Source organism: Dyella nitratireducens (genome assembly GCF_014642835.1).
Classification (GTDB): Bacteria; Pseudomonadota; Gammaproteobacteria; order Xanthomonadales; family Rhodanobacteraceae; genus Dyella_B; species Dyella_B nitratireducens.
This window is the reverse complement of the sequence record NZ_BMJA01000007.1, coordinates 13,833-40,533: the sequence shown is the minus strand read 5'-3', so window position 1 is coordinate 40,533 and position 26,701 is coordinate 13,833. Positions and strand designations below refer to the sequence as shown.

The 26,701-nt window shown below is 59.9% G+C and carries 25 protein-coding genes; 15 read left to right on the top strand and 10 right to left on the bottom strand.

What is annotated here, in order from left to right:
* Positions 1-82: 82 nt before the first annotated feature.
* Positions 83-1,855, bottom strand: a complete 1,773-nt coding sequence (locus tag IEX75_RS23270) for a chloride channel protein (protein ID WP_188798546.1) — start codon at positions 1,853-1,855, stop codon at positions 83-85.
* Between the two features lie 313 nt (positions 1,856-2,168).
* Between IEX75_RS23270 and IEX75_RS23265 the strand changes: the two genes are divergently transcribed.
* From IEX75_RS23265 to IEX75_RS23255, 3 genes are all read left to right on the top strand, one after another.
* Positions 2,169-2,594: a heavy metal-responsive transcriptional regulator gene (locus IEX75_RS23265; RefSeq protein WP_188798327.1), complete on the top strand. Its 426-nt coding sequence runs from the start codon at positions 2,169-2,171 to the stop codon at positions 2,592-2,594.
* Positions 2,591-5,095, top strand: coding sequence for a heavy metal translocating P-type ATPase (locus IEX75_RS23260; RefSeq protein WP_188798325.1), 2,505 nt, complete (start codon positions 2,591-2,593; stop codon positions 5,093-5,095). The genes IEX75_RS23265 and IEX75_RS23260 overlap by 4 nt, the downstream gene beginning before the upstream one ends.
* A 265-nt stretch (positions 5,096-5,360) precedes the next feature.
* Complete coding sequence (locus tag IEX75_RS23255; protein WP_188798323.1) at positions 5,361-5,747, top strand: KGG domain-containing protein; 387 nt, start codon at positions 5,361-5,363, stop codon at positions 5,745-5,747.
* A gap of 116 nt (positions 5,748-5,863) precedes the next feature.
* Here IEX75_RS23255 and IEX75_RS23250 read toward each other — a convergent pair whose 3' ends face one another.
* Complete coding sequence (locus IEX75_RS23250) at positions 5,864-6,523, bottom strand: glutathione S-transferase family protein (RefSeq protein WP_188798321.1); 660 nt, start codon at positions 6,521-6,523, stop codon at positions 5,864-5,866.
* A 262-nt stretch (positions 6,524-6,785) separates the two neighbouring features.
* On the opposite strand from IEX75_RS23250, the gene IEX75_RS23245 reads away from it, so the two are divergent.
* The gene (locus IEX75_RS23245) at positions 6,786-6,995 is read left to right on the top strand and encodes a hypothetical protein (protein ID WP_229721056.1); all 210 of its coding nucleotides are present in this window, start codon (positions 6,786-6,788) and stop codon (positions 6,993-6,995) included.
* A gap of 388 nt (positions 6,996-7,383) precedes the next feature.
* On the opposite strand, the gene ald is transcribed toward IEX75_RS23245, so the two are convergent.
* On the bottom strand, positions 7,384-8,502 hold the full coding sequence (gene ald / locus IEX75_RS23240) for an alanine dehydrogenase (protein ID WP_188798317.1): 1,119 nt from the start codon (positions 8,500-8,502) through the stop codon (positions 7,384-7,386).
* 165 nt (positions 8,503-8,667) lie between these two features.
* Between ald and IEX75_RS23235 the strand changes: the two genes are divergently transcribed.
* The 4 genes from IEX75_RS23235 to IEX75_RS23225 all read left to right on the top strand — a co-directional run bounded on the left by IEX75_RS23235 (position 8,668) and on the right by IEX75_RS23225 (position 13,039).
* A complete protein-coding gene (locus IEX75_RS23235) occupies positions 8,668-9,141 on the top strand; it encodes an Lrp/AsnC family transcriptional regulator (RefSeq protein ID WP_188798315.1) in 474 nt (157 codons plus the stop codon).
* A 240-nt stretch (positions 9,142-9,381) separates the two neighbouring features.
* Entirely contained in the window at positions 9,382-9,585 is a 204-nt protein-coding gene (locus tag IEX75_RS24515; protein ID WP_423373243.1) for a DUF6229 family protein, read from the top strand.
* A 6-nt stretch (positions 9,586-9,591) separates the two neighbouring features.
* Positions 9,592-12,468 carry a type 2 lanthipeptide synthetase LanM family protein gene (locus IEX75_RS23230; protein WP_188798313.1) on the top strand — a complete coding sequence of 959 codons (2,877 nt, stop codon included), beginning with the start codon at positions 9,592-9,594 and terminating at the stop codon, positions 12,466-12,468.
* 241 nt (positions 12,469-12,709) lie between these two features.
* Complete coding sequence (locus IEX75_RS23225) at positions 12,710-13,039, top strand: TfoX/Sxy family protein (RefSeq protein WP_188798311.1); 330 nt, start codon at positions 12,710-12,712, stop codon at positions 13,037-13,039.
* 26 nt (positions 13,040-13,065) lie between these two features.
* On the opposite strand, the gene IEX75_RS23220 is transcribed toward IEX75_RS23225, so the two are convergent.
* The gene (locus tag IEX75_RS23220) at positions 13,066-13,233 is read right to left on the bottom strand and encodes a hypothetical protein (protein WP_229721055.1); all 168 of its coding nucleotides are present in this window, start codon (positions 13,231-13,233) and stop codon (positions 13,066-13,068) included.
* Between the two features lie 109 nt (positions 13,234-13,342).
* On the opposite strand from IEX75_RS23220, the gene IEX75_RS24270 reads away from it, so the two are divergent.
* Positions 13,343-13,606 (top strand): hypothetical protein, encoded by a 264-nt coding sequence (locus IEX75_RS24270; RefSeq protein WP_229721054.1) that lies wholly within the window; start codon positions 13,343-13,345, stop codon positions 13,604-13,606.
* Positions 13,603-13,863, top strand: coding sequence for a DUF3247 family protein (locus IEX75_RS24365; protein WP_268236502.1), 261 nt, complete (start codon positions 13,603-13,605; stop codon positions 13,861-13,863). Before IEX75_RS24270 ends, IEX75_RS24365 begins: the two co-directional genes overlap by 4 nt.
* 66 nt (positions 13,864-13,929) lie before the next feature.
* Here the strand turns inward: IEX75_RS24365 and IEX75_RS23210 are convergent, their stop codons facing one another.
* From IEX75_RS23210 to IEX75_RS23200, 3 genes are all read right to left on the bottom strand, one after another.
* A complete protein-coding gene (locus IEX75_RS23210; protein ID WP_188798307.1) occupies positions 13,930-16,866 on the bottom strand; it encodes a bifunctional diguanylate cyclase/phosphodiesterase in 2,937 nt (978 codons plus the stop codon).
* Between the two features lie 226 nt (positions 16,867-17,092).
* Positions 17,093-17,485, bottom strand: coding sequence for a nuclear transport factor 2 family protein (locus IEX75_RS23205; protein ID WP_188798305.1), 393 nt, complete (start codon positions 17,483-17,485; stop codon positions 17,093-17,095).
* A gap of 463 nt (positions 17,486-17,948) precedes the next feature.
* Positions 17,949-18,980: an aldo/keto reductase gene (locus IEX75_RS23200; protein WP_188798303.1), complete on the bottom strand. Its 1,032-nt coding sequence runs from the start codon at positions 18,978-18,980 to the stop codon at positions 17,949-17,951.
* Positions 18,981-19,246: 266 nt separating this feature from the next.
* Here IEX75_RS23200 and IEX75_RS23195 point away from each other — a divergent pair, with 266 nt between their 5' ends.
* The 4 genes from IEX75_RS23195 (at position 19,247) to IEX75_RS23180 (ending at position 20,966) form a co-directional block, all read left to right on the top strand.
* Positions 19,247-19,534 carry a type II toxin-antitoxin system TacA family antitoxin gene (locus IEX75_RS23195; RefSeq protein ID WP_188798301.1) on the top strand — a complete coding sequence of 96 codons (288 nt, stop codon included), beginning with the start codon at positions 19,247-19,249 and terminating at the stop codon, positions 19,532-19,534.
* Entirely contained in the window at positions 19,531-20,034 is a 504-nt protein-coding gene (locus IEX75_RS23190; protein ID WP_188798299.1) for a GNAT family N-acetyltransferase, read from the top strand. Before IEX75_RS23195 ends, IEX75_RS23190 begins: the two co-directional genes overlap by 4 nt.
* A 149-nt stretch (positions 20,035-20,183) precedes the next feature.
* A complete protein-coding gene (locus IEX75_RS23185) occupies positions 20,184-20,426 on the top strand; it encodes a hypothetical protein (RefSeq protein WP_188798297.1) in 243 nt (80 codons plus the stop codon).
* Between the two features lie 30 nt (positions 20,427-20,456).
* Positions 20,457-20,966: a hypothetical protein gene (locus IEX75_RS23180; RefSeq protein ID WP_188798295.1), complete on the top strand. Its 510-nt coding sequence runs from the start codon at positions 20,457-20,459 to the stop codon at positions 20,964-20,966.
* A 7-nt stretch (positions 20,967-20,973) separates the two neighbouring features.
* Here the strand turns inward: IEX75_RS23180 and IEX75_RS23175 are convergent, their stop codons facing one another.
* The 3 genes from IEX75_RS23175 to IEX75_RS23165 form a co-directional block, all read right to left on the bottom strand.
* Positions 20,974-22,200 (bottom strand): cysteine desulfurase family protein, encoded by a 1,227-nt coding sequence (locus tag IEX75_RS23175; protein WP_229721052.1) that lies wholly within the window; start codon positions 22,198-22,200, stop codon positions 20,974-20,976.
* On the bottom strand, positions 22,157-22,942 hold the full coding sequence (locus IEX75_RS23170) for a hypothetical protein (RefSeq protein WP_229721051.1): 786 nt from the start codon (positions 22,940-22,942) through the stop codon (positions 22,157-22,159). Before IEX75_RS23170 ends, IEX75_RS23175 begins: the two co-directional genes overlap by 44 nt.
* A gap of 375 nt (positions 22,943-23,317) precedes the next feature.
* Positions 23,318-23,578, bottom strand: a complete 261-nt coding sequence (locus IEX75_RS23165; protein WP_188798293.1) for a hypothetical protein — start codon at positions 23,576-23,578, stop codon at positions 23,318-23,320.
* Positions 23,579-24,916: 1,338 nt separating this feature from the next.
* On the opposite strand from IEX75_RS23165, the gene IEX75_RS23160 reads away from it, so the two are divergent.
* On the top strand, positions 24,917-26,680 hold the full coding sequence (locus IEX75_RS23160) for an alpha-keto acid decarboxylase family protein (RefSeq protein ID WP_188798291.1): 1,764 nt from the start codon (positions 24,917-24,919) through the stop codon (positions 26,678-26,680).
* The last annotated feature ends 21 nt before the right edge of the window (positions 26,681-26,701 follow it).

The following is a 26,701-nucleotide window of genomic DNA, read 5'->3' as shown; positions in this document are numbered from 1 at the left end:
TCGTTTTTGCACCAGAGCAAAATGGATTCCCGCTTTCGCGGGAATGACGGCCATTGGAGTAACGTGAAGCGTGTAACGCGCATCACGGCGCCGCCGGCTTCCTTCCCAAATCCAAATGCCGCGACGCATGCCGCGCCTCGCGCAACCGCTGCGCATGCGCAACCAGCAAATCACCGCGCGTGATGATGCCCACCATGCGGTGCGGCTTCTCCTTGCTCACCACCACCAGCCGTCCCACTTCCCGCTCCACCATGTGGTCGGCGGCTTCGCGCAGGGTGTGGTCTTCGCGCACCACGATCGGCGCAACCTTTGCCAATGACTGCATGGATGTATTGCCGTCGAGGTTTGCTTCGTAAAGCTGGCGCCGTGTGATCACGCCCACCACCTGGCCGTGCGCGTCGAGCACGGGAAAGCCCTGGTGCTTGGTATTGGCACCCTGCGAAGCGAGCCATTGGCGCACCTCTATCACCGTCTGGTCGGCCTTGAGGCTCACCACGTTGCGGCTGCAGGCATCGCGTACGTAAATCTGGTCCAGATAATCGGCCGCGTAGTCGGAAGGTACGCGCACGCCTCGGCGCACGATCTTCTCGGTCATGATGGTATTGCGCATCATCAAACCGGAAACCAGATACGCCGCCGCGCATGCGCCAAGCAATGGCAGCAAACCGTGCGGTTGCTGCGTGGTTTCGAAGGCGAATACCACCGAGGTGAGGAATGCGCGCGATGCGCCGGCGAAGATCGCGGCCATGCACACGAGCGCCGCCAGATGCGGATCGACGTGCAGCCACGGCGCTGCGCTGGCCAACGCCATGCCCAGCACGCCGCCCATCGCACCGCCGATGGTGAACAGCGGCGCGAGCGTGCCGCCCGAGGTGCCACTGCCCAGCGCCACCGACCACGACAACAGCTTGAGCAGGCACAGCGCGAGCATGGCACTCATGCCGATCGTGCCGCTTAGCACGGCCGAGATATTGGTGTAGCCCACGCCGAGCGTCAGCGGCATGTAGTAGCCGACGATGCCGACCACGATGCCGCCCAGCGCCGGCCACCACATCCAGTGGATTGGCAGCTTTTCGAAGTGATCCTCGATGGCGTAGGTCAGCTTGGTGATCCACACGCTGACCACGCCCACCAGCACGCCCAGCACGATATATGCTGCTATCGCGGACAAAGTGGGCGTCGCCAGCACCGGCATCGGGAACATCGGCGCATTGCCTTCCAGCACGTAGCGGAAGCCGGTGCCGACGGTGGCGGCCAGTGCGACGGGGATCAGCGAACGCGCGCGGCGTTCGAACAACAGCAGTTCGACGGCCAGCAACACGGCGGAGATCGGTGCCGAGAACACCGCCGCCATACCTGCCGCAGCGCCGGCCGCGAGCAGCGTCTTGCGCTCGTCGGCCGTCACGTGCATCAGCTGCGCGATCAGCGAGCCCAGCGCGCCACCGGTCGCGATGATCGGACCTTCTGCGCCGAACGGACCGCCGGTGCCGATGGCGATCGCCGAGGACACCGGCTTCAGCCAGGTGATGCGCGGCGGGATGCGGCTTTCGTTGAGCAGCACCTGTTCCATCGCTTCGGGAATGCCGTGTCCGCGAATGGCACGCGAACCCCAGCGCGCCATCACGCCGACGATCAAGCCGCCGACGGCCGGCACGGCGATCACCCACAGCCCCAGGTGATTGCCCGCCGGGCTGCTGAAGTCATAGCTCCAGCGCCCGTAGAAAGCGAGGTTGGTGATCAGGCCGATCAGTGCCGTCAGCACCTTGGCGACGACGGCAACCACCCCGCCCAGCAGCATGGCGACAAAGCCAATCCACAGCACCCGCCAATCCAGGGGGCGGAATTGGCGTGGCATATGTGCGGCGGCGAGCGTGGGGTCGAGCGAAGGCGCCAGCGGAACCGAGGCGCGGGTATGTGGATCGTTATTCGGTGACATGTTGGATGAGTAGCCCCTGAAGTGCGCGGCAAGGTTACAGGGATAAGTGCGCGATAGCTGGCTGGAAAATGAATTGCTGCCATGCACGCAGACGCCATGCCTGCGTAGGTTGGGGTGCAAACCCCAACATTGCCATCGCCACACTGCGTGATGTTGGGGTTTGCACCCCAACCTACGGCTCTGCCGAGGGGACTTGACTCTGGACCTTGATCAAAGGTCTAGACTTTCCCCTATGAACACAACACCCCCCTCGCTCACCATCGGCACCGTCGCCAAGCGCGCCGGTGTTCCCATCGACACCATCCGCTATTACGAGCGCGAAGGTTTGCTGCCGGAGCCGCTGCGCCGCGCCTCCGGCTACCGCAGCTACAACGAATCGGCGATCAAGCGGCTGCGTTTCATTCGCCGCGCCAAGGAGCTGGGTTTCACGCTGGAAGAAATCCGCGATCTGCTCGCCCTCTCCACTGACCGCCGCGGCGGCGTGAAGGCGGTGCGCAAGCGTGCTGAGCAGCGCCTGGAAAGCATCGATGCGCGCATTGCCGAATTGATGCGCATCCGCAAGGGCCTGCAGCAGTTGATCGAGGTTTGCCCAGGGCATGGCGATCCGGAACACTGTCCGATCCTGCGCGCGTTGGCCGACGAGGAGCCGCAGGCATGAGCGCGCAGGGTTCGTGCTGCCATCAGGTAGAAAGCAACGCGCGCGATCCAATCTGCGGCATGAGCGTGGAGACGGTCGATGCGCAGCATCGCAGCGAATACGCCGGCAAGAGCTTCTACTTCTGCTGCGCGGGCTGCAAGGCAAAGTTCGATGCGGAGCCAGGGCGTTATACGCAGCCCGCCTCGTCGATGACGGTGATGAACACGAAGCCAGCGCATGCTCACCATGAGGTGACGGCAAAAGACCCCGTCTGCGGCATGACGGTCGATCCTGCAGCCACGCCGCATCACGTCGAGCATGACGGTCACGCGTACCACTTCTGCGCGGCAGGCTGTAAGCAGAAATTTCTTGCCGATCCCGCAAAGTATCTGCATGAGCAACGCGCGCCACAGGCTGCGGTGCCTGGCGCTACCTACACCTGCCCGATGCATCCGGAAGTGCAGCAGGATCATCCCGGCGATTGCCCGAAGTGCGGCATGGCGCTGGAACCGATGATGCCGAACCTGGACGACGACGACACCGGCGAAGTGCGTGCCATGTCGCGACGCCTGTGGCTGCTGATTGGCCTCACCTTGCCGGTATTCCTGCTGGCCATGCTGCCGCACGCTGGCGTGCACGTGCCTGCTGCGAGCGGCTGGGTAGAGGCGGTGCTTGCCAGCATCGTCGTGCTGTGGGGAGGCGCGCCGTTTTTTGCGCGCGGCTGGCGTTCGCTCAAGCCGTGGCAGCCGAACATGTACACGCTGATCGCCGCAGGCACGGGCGTAGCGTGGTTGTATAGCGTGCTGGCGTTTCTCGCGCCGCAGCTGTTTCCGCAGGGTTTTCGCGATGCACATGGCCGCGTTGGCGTGTATTTCGAATCCGCCGCGGTGATCGTCACGCTGGTGACGCTGGGCGATTTCCTGGAATGGCGCGCACGCCGACGCACCGGCGCAGCCTTGAAAGCATTGTTAGGCCTGGTGCCGAAAACCGCGCGGCGCCTGTCGCATGGCGAAGAGCACGATGTGCCGCTGGATGACGTGCGCGTGGACGACGAACTGCGCATCCGCCCCGGCGAAAAAGTGCCGGTGGATGGTGTTGTGCTGAGCGGCAACAGTCAGGTGGACGAATCCATGCTTACCGGCGAATCCATGCCGGTTGCGAAAGCACCGGGCGATCCGCTGACGGGCGGTACCGTCAATCAGCAAGGCGTGCTCACCATGCGTGTGGAAAAAGTCGGCGCATCCACCGTGCTGGCGCAAATCGTTGCGCAAGTCGCGCAGGCACAGCGCAGCAAGGCGCCGTTGCAGCGCACCGCCGATCGCGTGGCAGCGTGGTTCGTACCGGCGGTTATCGCAGTGGCAGCGCTGGCTTTTGCGGGCTGGGCCTGGTTCGGTCCGGAACCGAGCCTGGCGCATGCGCTGATCGCTGCGGTGTCGGTGCTGATCATTGCTTGCCCGTGTGCGCTGGGTTTGGCGACGCCGATCTCGATCATGGTGGCGAGCGGACGTGGCGCGCAGCAAGGACTGCTGTTCAAGGATGCCGCGGCGATCGAGGCCATCCGTGAAGTCGACACGCTGGTGCTGGATAAAACGGGCACGCTGACCGAGGGCAAACCTTCGCTTGTTTCCGTGTTGCCGCTGGAAAGCTACACACGCGAACAGATGCTTGGCCTGGCGGCCAGTCTGGAGCAAGCGAGCGAACACCCGCTCGGCAAAGCGATCACCACCGCCGCCAAGGAAGAAGGCCTGCGTGTGCAAGCGATGCACGATGTCCAGGCGCACGTCGGCAGCGGCATCAGCGGGCAGACCGCAGAGCATCGCCTGGCATTTGGCAACACGCTGCTGATGCAGCAACTGGGTGTCCCGCTGGAGACGGAAACGCTGGCTCGGGCGGAAGCCTTGCGCAACGAAGGCGCCACCGTGATGTTCCTGGCCATCGACGGCAAGCTCGCCGGCTTGTTCAGCGTCAGCGACCGGATCAAACCGGATACGCCGCAGGCACTCAAACAGCTAAAAGCAGCCGGTCTGCGCATCGTCATGCTCACCGGCGACCACGCCACCACCGCGAATGCCGTGGCACACGCATTGGCGATCGATGACGTGCACGCCGGTGTATCGCCTGCCGGCAAGGCCGCGGTGATCGACAGCTTGCGCAAGCAAGGCCGGTGCGTTGCGATGGCTGGCGACGGTATCAACGACGCACCGGCGCTGGCTGCCGCGGATATCGGTATTGCGATGGGACACGGCACCGATGTGGCGATGGAGACCGCGCAGGTGACGCTGGTGAAAGGGCAGCTTGGCGGCATCCTGCGCGCACGGTCGTTGTCGAAGGCAACAGTGCGGAATATCCGGCAGAACCTGTTCTTTGCGTTCGTCTACAACGCGTTGGGTGTGCCGTTGGCGGCGGGTGTGCTGTATCCGGTGTTCGGCATCACCTTGTCGCCGATGGTGGCGGCATTGGCGATGAGTTTGTCGTCGGTATCGGTGGTGAGTAATGCGCTGCGCTTGCGCAGGCTTTCGTAGGTTGGGGTGCGAACCCCAACCTAGGCATCTTCACGTTGCGCGATGTTGGGGTTTGCACCCCAATTTATATGTTAAGCGCTGCCCTGCAACCCCGCGCACACGGTTTTGCTGCGCTCTCCAAGCAAACAGGCGCCAGCTTTGACGCCTCGTTTTCGTGCAAATGTTTTTCACCCTACAGCGACTTCCGCTACAGATGAGCTTAGGGATGATCGCGGCGTACGACACACAGGCGTGTCGTGCGTTGTGTTGATTTGGAGTTAAGACAATGGCAAATGAAAACACCAGTAATCGAGGGGGACAGGGTGGCGGCCGCGGGTTCGCCGGCATGGACGAAGCGCGGCAGCGCGAAATCGCCAGCCAGGGTGGTCGCGCAGCGCATGAAAGCGGTCATGCCCACGAATTCAGTTCTGCAGAAGCTCGCGAGGCAGGCCGCAAAGGTGGCGAGGCAGTAAGCCAGAATCGTGGCCACATGTCCGCGATCGGCCAGAAAGGCGGTGAAGCCGTCAGCGAGAATCGCGAGCACATGGCGGATATCGGCCGCAAGGGCGGCGAACACAGCCATGGTGGCTCGCGTGCGGGCAGTGCAAGCTCGCGTGGCAGCATCGGCGGGCAACCTGTCGAAGCTGGAAAACAGAGTCGCAAGAATACGTGATGCTGCGACGATGGCACTCCCCTGCGTGTAGCAGGGGAGTAGCCGCGCTATCCAAGATTCAACGGCACAAAGACGCTGTTCGGATCTGCCCATTTGCTATGTGCAGCGTTGCTAGATCAATCGCGATCTGGCGCACCCAACGGAAACAGCGGGCGATACGGCCGCGCTTCGTCCACCGCGCGCGCGAATGACGGCCGTGCAAGCAGGCGCTTGCGGTAGGCAATGAGGTTGGTGAACGAAGGATCGATGCGATGCGTCCAGTCGGCATAGAAAAGTGACGGCGCTGCACTGCAATCGGCCAGGCTGAAATCGTTGCCGGTGGCCCATGGTTTGCCGTCCAGTTGCTTATCCAGCCATGCGTAGGCGGTGTCGAGCATGTCACGTGCTTCGCGTACGCCACGGATGTCGCGCTCGTCTTCCGGCCGCATCGCATCGAACACGATCTTCTGCCCCGGCGTGGAAACGTAGCAATCGAAGAAGCGGTCCAGCTTGCGTACTTCAAGCGCGTGACGTGCGTTTGCAGGCAACAATGACACCGGCCCCGGGTAATGCAGCTCGAGGTGCTCGATGATGATGGTCGATTCCACGATCGTCTGGTTGCCGTCGATCAAAATAGGGAAGCGCTTGATCGGCCACATGGCGGCGAAGTCGGCATAGATCTCCGGGTGTTCGCTCGACAACTCGCGCCATTCGAACGGGATGTCGTTCTCGTACAGCGCGATCAGCACCTTTTGGCAGTAGGAGGAGAAAGGGTGGGCGTAGAGTTTCAGGTTCATCGCGGTGGCTCCGTGGAAGGGTGGCTTTAATCCGGCGACGAACGGGATGAAGGGGAATCGACAAGTTGTCCGCGACCTGTCCGCTGACGTCCGCGGACATGGTTGGGTCCATCTTTACGCGAGGATCAGCTCCCTCCCCTGCTTGCAGGGGAGGGAGCTGATCCTCGCGGCAACAGTGGTGCGTTTTATGCACGAGCGATCACAGGAATGGCCAAATAGCTCAGCAAACGTGGCGCGCAAAGCTCGCATACGAATTCGGCAGGTGCACTTGCGGGAGGCGGCAACGCCTTTCGACCGTATGCCGTGGGAGGTTCAAGGTTTTATTACGGACTTTCTGCGCTGCCATGGGTGTGAAGTCACCGAGCGCAACCAGCAGGTGGTAGCCGCGGCGATCGAGGCGCGCTTGCAGCGTGGCTGGATATGCCATGCGTATTTGTCGGCGCTGCTCGAAGAGGACATCGTGTTCGAGTAAGTATCGCCGGGGGGCTAATTTTCCGGATGTCTTGTTGTACCTCACCGTCATTCCGGCGAAGGCCGGACGGAGCGCGAAGCGCGGAGAACGTCCGAAGGACGGCCCCGAAGGGGTGAGCGAAGCGAATCATCCATCGCCAGTACGAAGCATGGATTCCGGCCTTCGCCGGAATGACGATAAGGCAAGATTCAAGACTACGGTGAGAACAAGTTCCTCACTGCATGCCTTTGCAAAAAGTGCCTATAAAATGGCAGCTTTTTGAGCTCTACAAAAATCTTCCCCGGACAGCAATGGGCGAAAGCCGGAATGACGATCGAGCGAGATCAGACTTTGTGGCGAGAGTCGCCCTTACCCAACCCTCTCCCCGGAGGGAGAGGGGGTATCGGCATTACATCCCCAACACGCTTTCCGCCTTCACATAAGGCAGGTTGTGCGCCTGCGCCACCGGTTCGCAGGTGACCTTGCCTTCAAACACATTGAGGCCGTTGCGCAGATGCACGTCCTGCTGCAGCGCCTTCTGCCAACCGTGGTTGGCCAGTGCGAGGGTGAACGGCAGGGTGACGCTGTTGAGCGCGAAGGTGGACGTGCGCGCGACGGCGCCCGGCATGTTCGCCACACAGTAATGCACCACGCCGTCGACGACGTAGGTGGGATCGGAATGGGTGGTGGCGTGCGAGGTTTCCACGCAGCCGCCCTGGTCGATGGCAACGTCGACGATCACCGAGCCCGGCTTCATCGTGCGCACCATGTCATGCGTCACCAGCTTGGGCGCGGCAGCGCCGGGCACCAGCACGGTGCCGATCAGCAGGTCGGCACGGCGCACCAGTTCCTCGATCGCCGAACGGGTGGAGAACACGGTGGAGATCGAGGTGCCGAACTGCGTGGCCAGGCGCTTCAACGCTTCCGCTGAACGATCCACCACCGTCACCTTCGCGCCCATGCCCACGGCGATGGTGGCCGCGTGCGTACCGGACACGCCACCGCCGAGGATCACTACTTCAGCTGCCGGCACGCCGGGCACGCCGCCCAGCAGTACGCCGCGGCCGCCCTGGGCCTTTTCCAGCGAGTGCGCGCCGACCTGCGGAGCGAGACGGCCGGCCACCTCGGACATCGGCGTCAGCAGGGGCAGCGAGCCGTTGGTCGCCGTGACGGTTTCATAGGCGATGCAGATCGCACCGGAGGCGATCAGGTCATGGGTCTGCTCGGCGTCGGGAGCCAGGTGCAGGTAGGTGAAAAGGATCTGGCCCTTGCGCAGCTTTTTGCGCTCCACCGCCAGCGGCTCCTTCACCTTCACGATCATGTCGGCGTCGGCAAAGATCTGGTCAGCGCTGTCCACGATGGTGGCGCCCGCGGCGACGTAATCTGCGTCGGTCAGGCCAGCGCCAGCACCGGCATCCTTCTGCACCATCACCTGATGGCCGTGGTGTACCAATTCCTGCACGGAAGATGGGACCAGGCCCACCCGGTATTCATGGTTCTTGATCTCTTTCGGTACACCGATGCGCATGACTCGATCTCTCGACAAATGGTTGGGAAGGTTGCTGCGCTGGCCTTCCGTGTGCCGCGCGGGGCGCAGTATGATCGAGGCCTTGCGCAATTTCTCGCTCATTAAGGCCGTGTAGTCGCTAATTTTTCGTATCCAGTGCGAAATTTTTATCTAAAAGCAGAATTTATGACGAATCCTTCTCCGCCCCTGGACGAGCGCGACCGCGCCATCCTTCGCCTGCTGCAGGAAGACGGCCGTTTGGCCAACGCGGAACTTGCCCAGCAGATCAATCTTTCCCCCTCAGCCTGCCTGCGGCGGGTGAAGTTGATGGAAGAGCGGGGGCTGATCTCTCGCTATGTGATGCTGCTGGATGAAAAGGCGGCGGGCTTGTCAGGCACCGCCTTCGTACTGGTGACACTGGACCAGCAAGGCCGTGCCGCCCTCGATGCGTTCGAGGTGGCGATCCAGAAGCATCCCGAGGTCACCGAGTGCTGCCTGCTCGCTGGCGCGGCTGACTACATGGTGCGCGTGGCGTATGCCGACTCGGCCGACTTCGAGCGTATTCACACGGAGATACTCACGCAGTTGCCGGGTGTGGTGCGCGTGCAATCGACGCTGGCGTTGCGCACAGTGAAAAGGACGACGGCGTTGCCGGTGTGAGTCATGCAGGAAAACGGGGACAGGTTGCAACAAACCTCAGCGCCGTAAGCTTTGCCGCAACGCCATGCGGCTTTCGTGCCGCGAAATGTCTACGCCGCGTGAAGCTCCATGAAAATCAGTTGACCGCTTATGACCACATGCTCTATATCGTTCCGGCGGCTTTGCAACGAAGCCGTATGTGTGTGAGCAAGCAATCCGTGTTGGCTTCATTTCCCTTTTCAACAAGGTGAGGAGAAAGTCATGCTTAATGCTTCGCAAGACCAGATCAACCAGTGGCGCAATCAGGCGGACGCGAACAATCCCGCGGGTCCGCTTTATGTCAGCGGTGAATTTGCCGAATCCGACATTACGTCTCAATCCAACGCGATAACCCTGAATGTGGTGTGCAATTCGGGTCGGTGCGGCACTGTCTGCTCGGGTTCCCAGGGTCATCCGTGCTGCTGATCCACAGTGGCGACGAAAAGTTTTGCCGATGATTTCACCGCATCACTGGGTTGCCTGCTTGCGCCTTCGTTGGGCAGGCTGGCAACCCAGCTCGTGCTTATTCCCGCGCTTTCCTCGCGCGAGCGCGAAGTTATCCTGGAGGAAACCCGGGAATCGCTTTGCAGCATCTTGCACGGAAAGCTTACGCGGCTGCTGTTGCTTGAACTCAACGCTGCGCGGGTAAGCGAGCGCCTCAGCGGCACGGATGGCGGTGAACGATGGAGCGAATTTCTCGAAATCTCCTCGCAGTTTTTGTTCTGGGAAGAGCTGACGGAACATTACCCCTCGCTGCTGCAACGCGTTGAATGCATCGTGCGTCATCGCTGCGAAGCGTCATTGCTGTTTGCGCGGCGCTGGGTGGAGGATCGTGACGAAATCGGCGTGTTATGCGGTGCGCCAGCCGGTGAGCTGACGGCACTGGGTTTCGGTGCAGGGGACAGCCATCGCGGCGGTTTCACGGTTGCGCTGCTTCGCTGCGAAGGCGGGCGCATCGTTTACAAGCCACGCTCGGTGGCGGTCGACGCCTGTCTGCAGCATTTCATCGAGGTGCTGACGCAAGCGCATGGCCATGCGTTGAACATTCGCATACCACGTGTCATCGACCGCGGCGATTACGGATGGACCGAATTTGTCGACCATCGTTATGCCGATGGCCATGATGCGTTGACCGGTTTCTATCGCGGTATCGGTCACTTGCTGGCGATCATGCATTTGCTCGGTGCCAGCGACCTGCATGCGGAAAACCTGATCGCGCATGGCGACATGCCGGTGGTGGTTGATTGCGAAACCTTGTTCACACCCAAGGTCCCTATGCCGCCTACGGGGTTCGGCAAGGCGTTCGATCATGCTTCCGCACTGGTGGCGGGCACCGTGCTCAATATCGGTTTGTTGCCGGGACGCGCGCAGACACTGGGGTGGCGCGGCATTGATTACTCCGGCATCGGTTTGTTGCCCGGCCAGCAACCGATGATGCCGCAGCCGGCGATTCTAAAAGCCGGCACCGACGAGGCTTATCTCGGCAGCACGATGGTGCCGGTGCCGATTGCACAAAATCATCCCAGCCCCGAACCGGCCCTGGCGACCTATTGGCCGCAGGCGTTGGAAGCCTTCGATCAACTCACCGGTACCTTGCGGCAGCTCGATGCCGCGGGTGCCCTGGAACCGCATTTGCGCACCTTTGACGATTGCCGTGTGCGCGTGGTGCTGAGAGCCACCGAAGCCTATGCGGAAATCGCCCGCATGCTGTGGCATCCGGTGTCTTTGCACAACGAGACACAAGCCAGGCAACGTGCACGGGATCTGTTGGCGGGCATGGCGGCCAACATCGTTTCCGCGCCGAGTGATCCGGCAGTGATCGAGAGCGAAATGGAAGACCTGTTGATTGGCGACATTCCCATGTTCAGCACGCGGGTCTGCGATGGCCAACTGGAAGGTTCGCGCGGCGTGCGATGGCTGCAGCCGGGCCATCTGGCCCAGGCAGCGTTGCGGCATTGGCGCAGGTCCGACGTCATCTTCGAGCGCAATGTGATCCGCGCCGCGATGGTGAGCGCTTACCTCAACGATGGATGGACATCGCACCTGGGCACGCTGACGCCCTCCGTGATTCGCAGCGAGGATCTGGATGCACGGCGTCGCGTGCAAGCCGCGCGAATCATGCAGGGTCTGGTCAAGCATGCCATTCGCGGTGATGACGGCAGCGTGGCGTGGATTGCGCCCGTACTCAATCCCACCGGCTGGTCGGTGCAACTGCTGGGTATGGATTTGTATGGTGGCCTGTCGGGCATTGCACTGCTTGCAGCAGCCTACGTACGCGAGATGAAAGCGGGGCGCGCGAATCCGATTGCCGGTATCGAGGAACTTTCCAAGGCGGTACAGCACACCTTGCGCCTTGGTGAGGAGCAACTGGCGAAGACCTTGCACGGTGACATCAGAGTGCGTCCGCCGACACCCGGCGCCTATATGGGCCTGGGTGCGCAAATCTGGACATTGCTGAAGCTGTCGCAGTGGAACGATCACAGCGGTGACGAACTCACGCGTGCGACCGCGCTGGCCGAAGGCATGCTGGAAGCGGCAGTGGCCGATGATATGAACGACGTTCTCTCCGGCCGCGCCGGCGCTATTCCCGCGTTGCTGGCGCTGGCCGAATGCACGCATGAGCAGCGCTTTGTCGACATGGCCATCCAGATTGGCGATCAGCTGCGCGAACTGGCGCGGCATGACGGCGATCGTGCGCACTGGGTGCAGCCGCAGATGTGGCCGCACGGTATTGGCGGCTACTCGCATGGGGTGACCGGCGTCGGCTGGGCGCTTGCCAGACTGGCGCGTGCCACGGGCGAAAGCCGTTTCGAAGACTTGGCGCAAGCAGCGTTCCGCTTTGAGGATGCGACCTTCGACGAGGATGAGCAGAACTGGGTGGATCTGCGCAATCTCGGCGGCCCCAAGTCGGCCTTCGTGTGGTGTCATGGTTCCACTGGCATCGGGCTGGCGCATCTGGATATGGACCCCGATCTTCAACATCCACGTACGCAATCCTTGTTGCGCCACGCCGCAGCAGCAACGATGCGCATGGGCCTTGGCTGGAACCATTGCCTGTGCCATGGCGATCTCGGTGCTTGGGAGCTGCTGGATCAGTTGATGGCCGGTGGCGTAGCGCTGGACGGCATGACGCGTGAAAGCCTGATGGCGCGGATCGTATCGAGCCTGGAAGAGTACGGTCCTTCGTGTGGCTTGACCAAGGAAGTGTTTGTGCCGGGGCTGTTGGCCGGTGTCGGAGGCGTGGCGTATCAGCTGCTGCGGATGCATCCGGATAGCCATTTGCCCTCGGTGCTGATACTTGGTTCGTAAGTTGGGGTGCAAACCTTGATATATATCTTACGTTTGGGCGTCCAGAGCGTCGTCCGCCGCGAAAAATTTAGTCTGGCCCCGACGTCATTCCGGCGAAGGCCGGAATCCATGCTTCGCACTAACCATGGATTCCGGCCTTCGCCGGAATGACGACTCGCTCTGAAACAGCATTGTCGTGAACTTCGGTTTTTCTAGTGGAACAACGGACAGATATTTTTCACGGTAACAAGGATCAACAAGCGTGGCGCGCGATAAAGGCCTGGAAGCACTGCTGAGCGAAGACCTGCAAGACGAGCGCGGTCTCAGCGAGAAAGCCATGTTCGGCGGCTGGGCATGGCTGGCGCACGGTAATCTCTTGTGCGGCGCGCGCCATGACGGCTTGCTCGTGCGGCTCGGCAAAGACAACGATGCATGGGCGCTGCAGACGCCGGGCATCGTGCCCATGATCTCTGGCACTCGGCGTATGCAAGGCTGGATGCGCGTGGCGCCGGAGGCTTATGGCGACGATGCCTTGCGCCGCAAGCTGCTGGCTGCGGCGCTTGTGTTCGTCAGATCCTTGCCGGCGAAATGAGTGCTGGCGTCAATGCATCGTGCTACTTAGCAAAGGGGGACGATCTGGTGGAGACGTTCCTGCGTCCAGGCGGGCTGTTTGTCCTTCCAGCCGTTGTCGACAAGTTTCCCATCGCGATCGATGGTGAAGCTCACCGGCAAATGCCAGATGCGCCCGTAGCCGGGCACGTGCGGATCGCCGAGCCGGGTTGCCAATGTTTCTAGCGGCTCAATTACACCGCCCTAACAATGCTTGGTGCAGAGTGATTGTCCGGGCAGCCGCAGGGGGCTGCCGCGGGCAACCGTCTCGTGGTGGAGGCCGTTCATGAATACTCCTGGTTCCATCAGCCCTGGGAGGAGTTCGGGCTCACCGGGCTCCCTGTGGCATCTGAGCACTTGGTCCGATTACATCAGCCGCATCATGCGCCCGGCGAAGCAGCCGCCCGTTCACATGACGCGCCGGCAGGAACTGCTGGCGGCTCAGGAACGCAAGCGCAAGGAACAGCGCGCGCACGTGTTGGAGCTGTTGCGCGAAGTCAAGGAAAAGAATCAGCACGTACAACAGGACCTGCACAAACTGAAAGCCTGACAGACCTCCCTTCGGCCGGCCCGCACATTAAGGGCCGGCCACATCGGATTGACGGCGTAACGTCCAAGCCAACCGCTGAAGCCATCGCGGATACCGATAGGGGACGCAGAGCCGAACACGTTTATACCGATCCAACCGACGTCGCTACGCTCGAAAAGTGGGTGGAAGAGCTGGTCGTGAATGCCGCCGTGCGCATCGTCAAACACGATGGCGACGTCGTCGAAGGCATGGTGCGGCTTGGGGCGAGCAAGGCGTAGGTTGGGGTGCAAACCCCAACATTGCCATGTGTGGTTGGAACGTAATGTTGGGGTTTGCACCCCAACCTACGACGCCACCCAATGCGACATCGGCGCGGGGCTCCCCAGCAAATACCCTTGCCCCATCTCGCACCCCATGCTCACCAGCGCATCCAGCTGCGCCTGTGTTTCGATACCTTCCGCAATCACCTGGATATTGAGCGCGTGCGCCAGCGCAAGGATCGCCGCCACCACGGTGCTGCTGTTGCCGCTTCCCGACTTGTCGAGTTCCTGCACGAACGCACGATCGATCTTCAGCATGCGTAGGGGCAGGGAGTGCAGATAGCTCAGTGACGAGTAACCGGTGCCGAAATCATCCAGCGCGGCACCAACGCCTACGCTGCGCAAGCGGTCGAGCACGTTGCGCACGCTTTCGGGGTTGTCCAGCAGCGCGCCTTCCGTCACTTCGGTAACCAGCCGACTGGGAGCAAGGCCGCTGCGTTCGAGCATTTTCAGAATGCGTACGTCGAAATCGGCATGGCGCAGGTGCAAGGCCGATACGTTGAAGGTAATGAATGGTTCGCCCGGCCCATGTTGCGCCAGCAGCCGGCAGCTCAGTTCGAACAGACGCCAGTCGATGGCTTCGATCAGGCCGCTGTCTTCGGCGATTTTGACGAAATCCGAAGGCCGCAGCAGGCCGCGTTGCGGATGGTTCCAGCGGATCAGCGCTTCGTAGCCCATTACCTTGCTGTCGCCAAGCCGGTAGATGGGCTGGAAATGCGGTTCGAATTCATTCTGCCGCAGCGCCTTGCGCAGTTCGCTTTCCATCGCGAGTACGTCGACCATGCCCTTGGCCAGGGCTTCGTCGAACACCGCGAAACGTTTGCGGCCTAGTTGCTTGGCTTGGTACAGCGCCATGTCGGCGTCGCGGATCAATTCATCCGCATCCAGATAACTGGAATCGCCGCAGGCAATGCCGACGCTTACCGAGGGTTCCAGTTCTTTGCCGGAGATACGCAGCGGTGTCGCTACGGCCTGCAGTACGCGATCGGCAATGAGGGTGGCCGTATCGGTGTTCTCGATGTTCTCCAGCAGAATCGCGAACTCATCGCCGGAAAGCCGCGCCACCATGTCCGGCTCGCGAACATGCGTGAGCAGCCGTACCGCCACGGCTTTCAGGAATTCGTCGCCGGCCAGGTGGCCCAGGCTGTCGTTGATGACCTTGAAGCGATCGACATCGATGTACAGCAAGGCGCAGCGGCGGTTGGAATCGCTGCGGATGCGGTTGAGCACGCGATCGAGCCGTTCGCGCAGATAGCCTCGGTTGGGCAGGCCGGTGAGGGGATCGTGCATCACCTGGTGATGCAATTGCTGCTGCATCTGCTCGCGCCGTGCGATTTCGGCACGCAGTTCGCGCGTGCGTTCCTCCACGCGGTGCTCCAGCCGCAGATTGGCCAGATGCAGGGCAGCAGCGGAACGGCGGCGGTAGATGCTGTTGGCAATCTGCAAGGCCACGAAGCCGAGCAGTTCCTGCTCGGGTACGCCATAAGCGGATTGGGACTCGTAACTTTGCACGGCGACCAGGCCGATGACGGCTTCATCCACTTTCAGCGGTACGCCCAGCCAGTAGGCGGAAGGTTCGCCGATGTGATGGGGGACCACTTCGCCGGCACGCGTCAGCGCCATGATGTCGTCGCGCGTGCCGGACCATGGCTGGCCGCGGCGCAGCACGTATTCGCTCAAGCCCCGGCCGACGGGGCGCGATAGCTGGTGACGGACGCCGGCATCCATGTAGTACGGAAATTCGAGCTTGGTACGGTCGTCGCTGAGCAGGGCGATGAAGAAATTTTTTGCATCCAGCAGCCGTGCCACGACGGTGTGCACGCGCTCGTAGAACGTGTTTTCGTCGATGTCGGCGGTGGCCAACTGGGCCATCTGGAACAGCGCTTCCTGCAGGCGTTCGGCGCGATGCCGTTCGCGCACTTCCTGCCTCAGGCCACGATTGACTTCGGCCAGCTCCTCGGTGCGTTGGCGCACGCGCCGCTCGAGTTCATCCTTGCTTTCCTTGCGTTCCAGCGCGGTGAGAATGTGGTTGCCAACGAATTCCAGCAGGGCGAGGTCGTCGCGCGAATACACGATGCCAGTGCCGTAGCTTTGCACCACCAGCGCGCCGTGCACCTGACCGTTGCGCAGCATGGGAGCGCCAAGCCAGTCGTCGCTGTCGGGGCCAGCGATGACCAGCGGGCCGTTCACTTGTTGCGACAACTGGTCGTTGCTCCCCATGAGCGGCTTGCCCCGGGTGAGCAGGTACCAGGTGAGCGTATGCCGCCGGTCTTCCAGGCGCATGTCGCGGTTGGTTTCAGGCTTGTTTTGATCCTGGGTATCCGCGTAATACAGGAAGCGCATGCAGTCGCGCTCGGCGGCATAGCGGACGATGAAAAAATTTTCCGCATACATCAGCCCGCTGACGATGCGATGGATCCCCTTCAGCATGTCTGACATGTCCGCGTCCGAACTGGACAGCTCGGAAATGGAGAACAGGGCGCGCTGCAGATTTTCCGAATGCTCCAGCTGGCTGTGCGAATCGTACAGTTCGGCCAGCTTGATCGTATGGCGCAACTGGCGCGCGCCCAGTTGCAGATACGGGTTCAGTTTGGTGAGCAGCGCCTTGGCCGAGCCTTCCATGGTCATGGTGAGCAGCAGCGCCACTTGCTGTGCCTGCAGCAGCGATATGGCATAGCGCTTGCCGTCGGCCGACGTCTGGATGCCATCGGCAGCACGCAGCGCTTCTTGCGCGAGCGTGATTTCTTCCGCTTCGGCCGGCTCCGTTTTGATGAAGCGCGCGTCTTCCGGGTGGCCAAGCATCAGCACCTTGGCCTTGAGGCAATGGGGTTGCGACTGCAGCAGCATTTCGATGAGCGCGCCGACTTCAGCCGGTGTTTCGGCTTCGATCAAGCAGCCGAGCCAGGCCGTGTTTTTCGGCTCTTTTGATGCGATGACCGGGATCGGAAGGCTCAGGCTCATGGCCAATTTAATCTGCCGCTATGGCACACCTATCAGTGAGTAAGAGCAGTGCAGGAAATGTGAACCCCTGCATTAATGAGGCATTGCTGCGGTAGCTTTGTCAATGTATCGGCTAAGCCCTTGATAGCTTTACCCCGGACAAGGGGAAATTGGATGCCGTTGTTTGCCGGGCAGCGCGGGTTGGTTGGGCCAGTCTGGGGTGGCGGCTCGAAGCAGCGGTAGCTAGTTACCGTTCTGCCACCAAGGTGCCTTGGTGATAAACGATCTTCCAGCCTTGCGCCGTATGCCGCCATAGCGTGGTGCGGCGTGATACGCGCTGGCCCTGCTTCAGGGTATAGGTGAGCAGGTAATTTTCCGCAGCGATTTCCTGGCAATGGAAATCGCTGGTTTCCCAGTCGTCGTCAAAGGGTTGCTGGTAGCGTTCTTCCAGCACATCCAGCACGTATTCGCGGCTGTAGCGCTGGCCGGAGGCGCCGACTTCCCAGAAGTCGGGTTCAGTCATCGCTTCGAAATCGCGACGCGTGGTGCCGAGCTCCGGGCGGTGGAAGATGGGTTCGCGGCGTTGGAGTGCTTCGAGGACGGGGAGCAGGTTGGGGGCGGTGGTGAGGTCGGGTTCCATGGGTGCCTCAGGCTTGCTTGGTCGTCATTGTGAAACAAGAAACCCCCGGCATTGCCGGGGTGGCTGGACCAGTTTGACATTTACAGGAGTATTTCTTCGAACAGCTTCCCAAGTAAGGAAGACCTCGGTTTTTTTTGCTCTTGAATGAGTTGAGAAGAAAGCAAGACTGGCCGAGCAGCGGCTCTTGATTTTCGATTGCGAAAAGGCCCCTTTGAGGGGCCCGCAATCGCTTAAAGCCACCGGCTTTGCCGGTGGATACTTACTCCGGCGAAGGCCGGAATCCAGTTTAAATATGCGTCCGAAGGACACGATATTTTTTTATGTTGTGTGCTTCGCACGACGTGTTTGTACTGGATTCCGGCCTTCGCCGGAATGACGACTGGGCACGTGATAGCTGTGCTGCAAGATTCGCCCCCTCACCCTCTCCTCAAATGAGGAGAGGGGAATATGCAGAGCGATCCTCTCAAACCGGAACCGGCGCCGGATTCCGCTCCCCAAACCCACGCTGATGCCAATACGGATAAGCCGGCGTCACCTCACTGGCCTTGTCGAGCTTCGCCATCTGCTCCGGCGAGAGATTCCAGCCGATGGCATCCAGATTCTGCCGCAGTTGCTCTTCATTGCGTGCACCGATCACCACGGTGGACACGGTAGGCCGTTGCAGCAGCCAGTTCAGCGCGATTTGCGGGATGCTTTTGCCGGTTTCCTTGGCGACGTCGTCGAGCGCGTCGACCACGCGATAGAGGTATTCGTCGTCGATCTGCGGGCCCATGTCCGCCGTCTTGTGCAAGCGGCTGGTCGCCGGCAGCGGCTGGCCCCGGCGGATCTTGCCGGTAAGGCGGCCCCAGCCGAGCGGGCTCCACACCACCGCGCCAAGGCCTTGATCCAGGGCCAGCGGCATCAGCTCCCATTCGTAATCGCGCCCGACCAGCGAGTAGTAGGTCTGGTTGGCGACATAGCGCGAGTAACCGTAGCGATCGGCCACCGCCAGCGATTTCATGACGTGCCAGCCGGAGAAATTCGATACGCCCAGGTAACGGATCTTGCCCGCGCGAACCAGGTCATCCAGCACGGACAACGTTTCTTCCACCGGTGTCATCGCATCGAAGCCATGCAACTGGAACAGGTCGATGTAATCGGTGCCCAATCGCTTGAGCGCTTCATCGATTGCGTTGATCAAGTGGTAGCGCGACGAGCCCACGTTGTTGGGTTCGTCATCGAAACGGAAGGTGGCCTTGGTGGAAATCAGCACCTTGTCGCGACGGCCTTTGATGGCTTCGCCCAGGATCGATTCGGCCGCGCCGCGGGAATAGATGTCCGCGGTGTCGAACATGCTGACGCCCGCATCCAGGCAGATATCCACCAGCTTGCGCGCTTCCGCCACGTCGGTATTGCCCCACGCGCCGAAGAACTCGCCCTTGCCGCCGAACGTGCCGGTTCCAAAACTCAGCACCGGCACTTTGAAGCCTGATGCGCCAAGACGTCGATATTCCATACAAGCATCCTTATGGTTGATGGGGGGAGGTGAAAGATCATCCACCTACCTTTGTTGAGGCTGTGTTCGATTACAAGGCTGGCGCTGGCAGCGCGGAGCATCGAGCAAGAATTCCGTTTGATTGGAGATCGGTTTCCGCGTAACGCATGTCGAGCTAGCCATGGCGCACGACGATGTCCTTTAAATCCACAAATCGTGAGATGTGGATGACGTACGTCATTTGTACTAACATGATGTCTATTGTATGTCTGAATAGGAGGCTCACCATGCCGCTCCCTAACCCCAATGCGCGTAGTGCACGCCTTGGTCTGCGAGCGACCCCGGAACAAGAGGTCGTTTTGCGCCGTGCCGCGGACGTGGCCCATAAGTCGCTGACGGATTTCATTCTTGATGCCGCCTGTCAGGCAGCGGAGCAGACCTTGCTCGACCAGCGGTTGTTCCTGGTTTCGGGCAGCCAGCACCAAGCATTGCTGGATATGTTGGACCGGCCGGAAAGAGACAACTCTGGCCTGGCCGATTTGTTTTCCCGACGCCCGCCGTGGGTCAAAGAATGAGCGTGTTAGCCCCGCTTCCTCTGGATGCGGACCATCTTCTGGACGAATTTGATTGTGGAAAACAGGCTCTCAACGATTGGCTCCAGCGTTACGCGCGTCAAGCTCAAACTAGCGGTTCGGCAAGAACGTTCGTCGTTTGCGACGGACGTCGTGTCGCGGGGTATTTCAGCTTGGCTGTAGGTCAGATTGACACGCTCGAAGCACCTGAGCGGGTTCGGCGCGGTATGGGACGCTACCCGATACCAGTCGTCATCTTGGCTCGGCTTGCGGTGGATATCGCTTATAAGGGGCGTGGTCTTGGAATAGGCATGTTGCAGGATGCGATTCGCCGCACACTCAACATCGCTGAGCAGGCCGGTATCCGGGCGCTATTGACCCACCCGATCGACACCGAAGCCGAGACCTTCTATCGGAAGTTCGGTTTTGAGCCAACCCCGGTGCGTGAGCAGCAACTCATTCTGCTACTCAAAGATGCAAGGCGTTTAACCATGGGCATGTAGTGCGAACAAATGCTGAGAATACAAACCCTAATCTCCACATTTCTTGCGTGATTGGTTGGGCGAGTCCGTACGATGGTTTGCCTACAGGTACCGAAGACACATCGGCTGATGTATAACTTCCAAGCCTTATTGACGACAGGGAACACGTTATGCCGAATCCATCCAAGGCCGACGCCGACATCATCCGTGATGCGTACGCCGAGAAATTGCAGGGCCTCTACGACACTTTCTTTCTCGCCTCGGTCCAGTCACCGGACAATCCCGGCCCGGCCAAAGATGCGTTCGTAAGAGGCGTGATACTTGCGCGTGCTGTACGGGACATGGCGATCAGCGCGCTGCCGGCCGATGGCACGCCGCCGCCGGAGCCATTTCATACCATTGCCAAAACATGATGCTTGGCATACCTGCCGAGACCATCGACTGTGAAAGTACTGGATCGATCATCGACTTCCATTTCCTTTCTGGTCAAGCCGCGATGGCCTTACGACAAAGTGCTCCTATCAAGCGACGCCTGCCGTCGCCTTGAATCGGCGCAGGCCGTGCTCTCTGCTTATGGCCTAACGCTGGTGCTGACGCGAGGTTATGAATCGCGCGGCAGTGTTATTCGTATCGCCCATCGTCTCGCTCGTGTCGTCGGCATGACCGTGTTCTGTATCGTCTATCTCCATCGTTCCAGCGAAAGCAGGGCGATTTTCTCACCCAATGGGCATGATCGATCGGGTGACTGTATCGACGTGAGCATCGCGTATGACGGCAGCGCTTTGACGTTGCTTCCCTTCGGTGTCTTTACGCCGCTTTGGCTTATTAAGCGAATCAGGCGTGCATATCATCGCGAACTGGCGCTCGCATGGTCGGCGCTGGAGGCAGCGGGCTTCATCATTCATGGCAACGTGACGGAAGCCATGCAGATTCATTGCGAGGTACGCAGCTAGCCGGTTGTTACACGGTGAGCGGCGACATGGCACGAAGCCGCTTTACCGCTTCGATGCAGCGCCTTGCGGCGTAAGCGATCTCTTCTTCCGTATTGAACCGGCCAATGCCGAACCGGATGCTCGCCCTGGCCAGTTCATCGCTGACGCCCATCGCTTTCAATACGTGGGACGGTTCGACCTTGGCCGATGTGCATGCCGAACCGGATGATAAGGCAATATCCGGCATCTCAAGCAGGATGGAATCGGCGTCGGTCTGCGCGAAGGAGAGATTCAGCGTGCCGGGCAGGGCATGGCGGAGATCGCCATTCAAACGCACGCTTGTCAGTTGCGAGGTGACCGCCTCGTGCAATTGCTTGCGCAGTGACGCCATGCGCAGGCTTTCCGAGGGCTGTGCCTGGATGCAAAGGTTGAGCGCTGCCGCAAAGCCCACGATGCCGGGCACATTTAGTGTTCCGGAGCGCAAGCCGTTCTCATGCCCGCCACCATGCAACTGCGGTTGCATGCGATGAAGCAGATCGCCGCGAACATACAGGGCACCCACACCCTTGGGACCATAGAGCTTGTGGCCGCTGAAAGACGCCAAGCCGATATCCAGCCCGTTCATATCGACGTCGATCTTGCCCAACGCCTGGGTTGCGTCGGTATGAAGCACCACGCCTTTGGCGAGGCAAAGGCCAGCTATCGCCGCCATATCCTGCACGATGCCGGTTTCGTTATTGGCCAGCATGATCGACACCAGATAGGTTCGGTCATTGATGGCCGAAGCAAGCTGGTCCAGATCCACTCGCCCGGCTTCGTCCACGCCAACATAGGTGACATTGACGCCGTTCTGTTCGAGGTACCAGCAGCTATCCAGCACGGCTTTGTGCTCGATCTGGCTCGTTACCACATGGTTCTTGCCGTGCTCCGGTTGCAGGCCCTTCAAGGCCAGGTTGATCGATTCGGTAGCGCCCGACGTAAACACGATCTCATGATCCGGCGCAGCATGAATGGCTTGCGCGATGCCAACCCTGGCTTCTTCCACGGCGCTGCGCGCCTGCCATCCGAATGGATGGCTCGTGCTGGCAGCGTTGCCAAAGTCCTTCGTAAAAAACGGCAGCATGGCATCGAGCACTCGCGGATCGAGCGGCGTGGTAGCGTTGTGATCCAGGTAAATGCGGCGCGCCGATGCTTGCATGCCCATGCGCCCTTCAGGCGACCAGCTCGGACGAAAGCTGCGTTTCGGGTTCGGCATAAACGATCTCGCCTTTCTGCACTGCGCCTGTCGGCGTCACCAAATTCAGGCGTATGCCAAAGCGCATCCCTAACGCATGGGTCAGCTGCAGGCCACGGACATAAGCCAGCACCTCCGACCATGGCGATGCTTCGAAAAAGACTTCGAGCAAGGCTGGCGTGGTCGAAGACGAGTACCCGGCATCGACTGCTTTGCAGAAATATTCACTGGTAATGGCAGCGCACGTGATCTTCGAACTGCTGCTGGCGGCACAGGTGGGGCGCTCAGATGTCGCGGCGACCATCCGATGCCGCACTTCCGCAGACATGGACATCGTGCTGAGTAAATGCTCCGCATGTGTTCGCGCGGAGTCTTCGTGAATCGCCAGAATATGTTCGTTCGGAATGCTTAGTTCGTCAGCCAAAGGACCAAAGGTGTCGATGATCTCCGTGCGCAGATGGCAGAGCCGGGGGTTGCGTTTTTGGCTGTTGCTAAGTCCATCGCGCAGGAACTGGCGACGAAAGACTCCTTTGTGATCGAACGCTATGGATATCGGTGGCAAGTCTCCGGTTTGGCGACGAATGTCGTCCGCATGAATCAGGCCAGCCTGAAATGCCTGCATTTGCGCTTCAATTTTGACCGCACCGTCATCGCCGATATCAAGCCTGGAATTGCCAGCCAGTATGCTGATCCGAGACGGTTGGGCGAGCATCGGGGCGGCATCATTTGGTGCGATAAAACTCGTGGGAGTAACAAAAGCCATGTCGCAGCTGCCCTATCGCTGTGTGAAGAGTTTCTTGGAGATAAATGAAAAACCCGCAACGGCCCGAAATATACGACCGGTTGCCGTGAAGAGAATCGCAAACTCCAGTTCGCTTGGTCAGCAATGGGTAATCGTTCTGCACGTTCGCTGCACGAAAGTGAAGATGTCGTCATCAATGCTTGATGGAGTGGAATGCTGCGTGCTGCAGCAAAGCGATGTTGTTGAACGAGAAGATTGCTACGTTAATAAGTATGGTTGCGCACGATATTTTCATGCTGCACGTTCATAGTGGTCACTGATTTGTGATCGCCATGTTGATTGACTGCCAAACAAAAAGGGGCCCGAAGGCCCCTTCCTAAGCCGATAATCCAACCGTCAGCTTAGCGTTACTTCGGCGTTCTTCTTGATCACCGATGCTGTCATGACAGACAATTTGTCTGCATCGACTTTCATTTCCATGCACTTGCAAGCACCTGGGGCATCCCAGCAACGAGGATCGGTGTCGCAGCACATCGGACCGCCACACGCCAGTTGATCGGTTGCCTTGCTGGTTGGCGCCTTGTCGGTGGACTGGCTGAATGCCATGGCAGAGACAGAGAGGAATGCTACAGCGAGTGCCAAGACTGCTTTATGCATAACGAACTCCATTTGATATGGCTGATGATGAGGCGCACCAGCCTAACGCCTTAGAAGAGCGTGTCATTCGTCGCTATTTGGCGAAATGGGGGTTGCCCGATAACCTGAAGCAGGACGGCGCCGATTGCGCATGAGCCAACAGCGCGGCCTTTGCGGCCACACCCAACCACTTGAACATGCTGCTCATCCTGAACATGGGTATCCCTTATTGACGCCGCGCCGCGGTGGCGTCCTGGCGACCGAACGAGCCGGTGGACGGTATTAGAAATTATCCGATGTTTAGTGGCAAGCCCGGGCTTGTGCACCTTTCTCTTTTCCGTCTGCCGGACTGAGTTACTGAGGCGAACGAGATTATGGAAGTCGGGATGGAGGTCATTGAACCGTTTAACCACCCTGTCCCTGAGGTATTCCCACGTTTTTGAACTCTGAAGTGCCATTCACAGAGAAAAAGTCAGTCTTGTCTCGACGTCATTCCGGCGAAGGCACACTGCTGCCCTGGAAAGTTTCGTAGTACCTCACCGTCATTCCGGCGAACGCCGGACGTAGCGCGAAGCGCGGAGAACGTCCGAAGGACGGCCCCGGAGGGGTGAGCGAAGCGAATCATCCATCGCCAGCACGAAGCATGGATTCCGGCGTTCGCCGGAATGACGACTCGCTCTGAAACAGTATTGACGCGAACCTGAGCCTTAGGCGGAATGAGTAAAAAAAGCGGGATACATCAGCCTCCGTCCCAGCTGTTCAATCGATATGGCCGCGCACGATGTCTCCGCGTCGAATGCTTTGTGGCGATTACCTTCATAATTGCTGAGCATCGACTGCTTCCGTCTGCGCATTACCCAACCCCGTTTGATTCATTTCTATTCGCGCACGTTTAAGCAGTCGGCCAGCGCATTTGCCTAGTGGCAGCGTGGGGTTGGGCGTTATCACAGGGATAACTTGGAAAAGACATGATCGTCACATCTCCAATCGCACACTTCGCCCGCTCGTTTTCGCAATGTTACGGGTGATCGGGGTTTTCACAGGAAACAGGGGCAGGGATTTATGCAGCGCAGAAAGATGCGTTTTTCGTCTTAGAGATTTTCCACGCGTGCCTTGGTTCTATGCGTGATCGCCGCACGGCGATCAAGTTATGCCTTGGACGTGGCTTTTTGCATCTATGCGGAAGTCTGGGGTGTTCATCCCACTCGTGATGTTTGGCTCGGTTCTACATCGGAAGTGCGGCAGATATAGCTAGCAGATCGTTTCCGAAGAAAGCCTGCTCATTGAAGGGCGGAACGCGATGGCTTTCAACGTACTCGATTTTGGTGAAGGCGGTATGGACTGGCCAGGGGAGTCGCCATGACACGCAGCAGCATCTCGAAGAAATCACTCATCGATTCAGGATCGCCAGCGGCTACCGAGTTCACCGTTGCCGACTACCTGCTGACTCGGCTCAAACAGCTGAATGTCACCGATGTATTCCAGATCCCTGGCGATTACGTGAAGCACTTCACCCAGGCGCTGGAGCATTTCGACGGCATCAAAACGATCGGCGCGATCAACGAATTGGATGCCGCTTACGCCGCCGATGCTTACGCGCGCACCCGTGGCCTTGCAGCGGTCTCGCTGCAGTTCGGCGTAAGTACTTACAGCGCGCTCAATGCCATTGCCGGCGCGTGGGTCGAGCGCAGCCCGATTGTGGTGATCAGCGCCACGCCGGGTGCCGACATGCGCGATATCACGGATATGTATGACGTGCTGTTCCACCATTCCACCGGCGACCTTGATGCGGACCGGAAGATCTATGAAAACGTGACGGTCAGGGCGATCACGCTTAGTACCAACGTAGGCGCCGCCGAGCAGATCGATGAATTGCTGGTCGATGCGATCACGGATAAGCGCCCGGTGTATATCGCCTGCTACAAGGAAGTCTGGGGGCAGCCTTGTCCACGTCCGCCGAAGACACCGCTCAAGCCGCGTGTTACCCGGAGCCCGGAGCTGGCGCTTCGCAACGCGGTGGATCAGGCCTGGACGCAGATCGCTGCGGCGAAGCAGCCATTGATCTTTGCCGGTGTGGAGATTCTGCGCTTTGGTCTGTCTGATTTGCTCAAGCAGATCATCGATGCCAGCGGCTTTCTCTACACCACTACGACACTCGGCAAGACGGTGCTGGACGAGAAGGGCGACAAGTTCATCGGTACTTACTCCGATGCTGCGTCGATCGAATCCGTGCAGGACGTGGTCCATGCCTCCGACTGCGTATTGACTCTGGGCACCATCATTACCGACGACTATCTTGCCTTCATCGAAAGCAAGTACGCCGACATGGTGTTGGCCGATACGTCAGGTGTCCGTGCCGGGTATTTCAAATACGGCGCCGTCACCATGCAGGATTTCATGGAAGCCCTGCTGGCGAAGTTCAAGGCGGACAAGGCCTATCCGATCAAGGTCAAGGCACCGCCACAACCGAAATATCCGCAGCCTTGGGCCGGCAATTCCGATCCGGTTTACAAAGACAGGCCGCAAATCATTACCTACAACCGTTTCTTCGAGCACACGATGAAGTTCCTGCAGGACAACAACCTGCTGAAAGACATCGTGATGACCTATGGCGTCAGTTCCGCGATGTATGTCGCCACGAACTGCTACGGCCTATCGCAGGGCAGCTTCATTTCGTCGGCAGCTTGGCAATGCATCGGCTTCGAGACCGGTGCCGCATCCGGTGCGCAACTGGGCAGTGGCAAACGCGCCTGGACGGTAGCCGGCGATGGCGGTTTCATGATGGTCTGCCAATCGCTGTCCACGCTGGCCCGCCATAAGCTCAACGCGGTCATCTTCGTAATGAGTAACAAGGTCTACGCCATCGAGCAGGTGTACGTGAACATGGATGCGTTCAAACCTGGCCCGAAACATCGCTTCGATACCTTCGACATCCTGCCCGACTGGGATTACCTCGCACTGGCGAAAGCTTTCGGGGCGGAAGGCATTCGAGTGGAAACGGTGGACGAGCTGAAAGCCGCATTGCCCCGCATCGCGGGGATCAAGCACAAACCCGTGCTGGTTGAAGTGGTCATCCCGCAAAAGGATCTGCCCGGCCAGATGTATCGACTCGGCAGCGAATGAAACGCCCCATCCCATTCCGAG

Excerpts from the sequence above, each read along its gene's own strand:
- IEX75_RS23270 (WP_188798546.1), bottom strand. The coding sequence starts at position 1,855 with ATGCCACGCCAATTCCGCCCCCTGGATTGGCGGGTGCTGTGGATTGGC.
- IEX75_RS23235 (WP_188798315.1), top strand. The coding sequence starts at position 8,668 with ATGACGAATCCTTCTCCGCCCCTGGACGAGCGCGACCGCGCCATCCTT.
- IEX75_RS23265 (WP_188798327.1), top strand. The coding sequence starts at position 2,169 with ATGAACACAACACCCCCCTCGCTCACCATCGGCACCGTCGCCAAGCGC.
- IEX75_RS23160 (WP_188798291.1), top strand. The coding sequence starts at position 24,917 with ATGACACGCAGCAGCATCTCGAAGAAATCACTCATCGATTCAGGATCG.
- IEX75_RS23175 (WP_229721052.1), bottom strand. The coding sequence starts at position 22,200 with ATGCCGAACCCGAAACGCAGCTTTCGTCCGAGCTGGTCGCCTGAAGGG.
- IEX75_RS23210 (WP_188798307.1), bottom strand. The coding sequence starts at position 16,866 with ATGAGCCTGAGCCTTCCGATCCCGGTCATCGCATCAAAAGAGCCGAAA.
- ald (WP_188798317.1), bottom strand. The coding sequence starts at position 8,502 with ATGCGCATCGGTGTACCGAAAGAGATCAAGAACCATGAATACCGGGTG.
- IEX75_RS23185 (WP_188798297.1), top strand. The coding sequence starts at position 20,184 with ATGCCGAATCCATCCAAGGCCGACGCCGACATCATCCGTGATGCGTAC.
- IEX75_RS23260 (WP_188798325.1), top strand. The coding sequence starts at position 2,591 with ATGAGCGCGCAGGGTTCGTGCTGCCATCAGGTAGAAAGCAACGCGCGC.
- IEX75_RS23190 (WP_188798299.1), top strand. The coding sequence starts at position 19,531 with ATGAGCGTGTTAGCCCCGCTTCCTCTGGATGCGGACCATCTTCTGGAC.
- IEX75_RS23165 (WP_188798293.1), bottom strand. The coding sequence starts at position 23,578 with ATGCATAAAGCAGTCTTGGCACTCGCTGTAGCATTCCTCTCTGTCTCT.
- IEX75_RS23195 (WP_188798301.1), top strand. The coding sequence starts at position 19,247 with ATGCCGCTCCCTAACCCCAATGCGCGTAGTGCACGCCTTGGTCTGCGA.
- IEX75_RS23250 (WP_188798321.1), bottom strand. The coding sequence starts at position 6,523 with ATGAACCTGAAACTCTACGCCCACCCTTTCTCCTCCTACTGCCAAAAG.
- IEX75_RS23170 (WP_229721051.1), bottom strand. The coding sequence starts at position 22,942 with ATGGCTTTTGTTACTCCCACGAGTTTTATCGCACCAAATGATGCCGCC.
- IEX75_RS23255 (WP_188798323.1), top strand. The coding sequence starts at position 5,361 with ATGGCAAATGAAAACACCAGTAATCGAGGGGGACAGGGTGGCGGCCGC.
- IEX75_RS23205 (WP_188798305.1), bottom strand. The coding sequence starts at position 17,485 with ATGGAACCCGACCTCACCACCGCCCCCAACCTGCTCCCCGTCCTCGAA.
- IEX75_RS23200 (WP_188798303.1), bottom strand. The coding sequence starts at position 18,980 with ATGGAATATCGACGTCTTGGCGCATCAGGCTTCAAAGTGCCGGTGCTG.
- IEX75_RS24515 (WP_423373243.1), top strand. The coding sequence starts at position 9,382 with ATGCTTAATGCTTCGCAAGACCAGATCAACCAGTGGCGCAATCAGGCG.
- IEX75_RS24270 (WP_229721054.1), top strand. The coding sequence starts at position 13,343 with ATGAATACTCCTGGTTCCATCAGCCCTGGGAGGAGTTCGGGCTCACCG.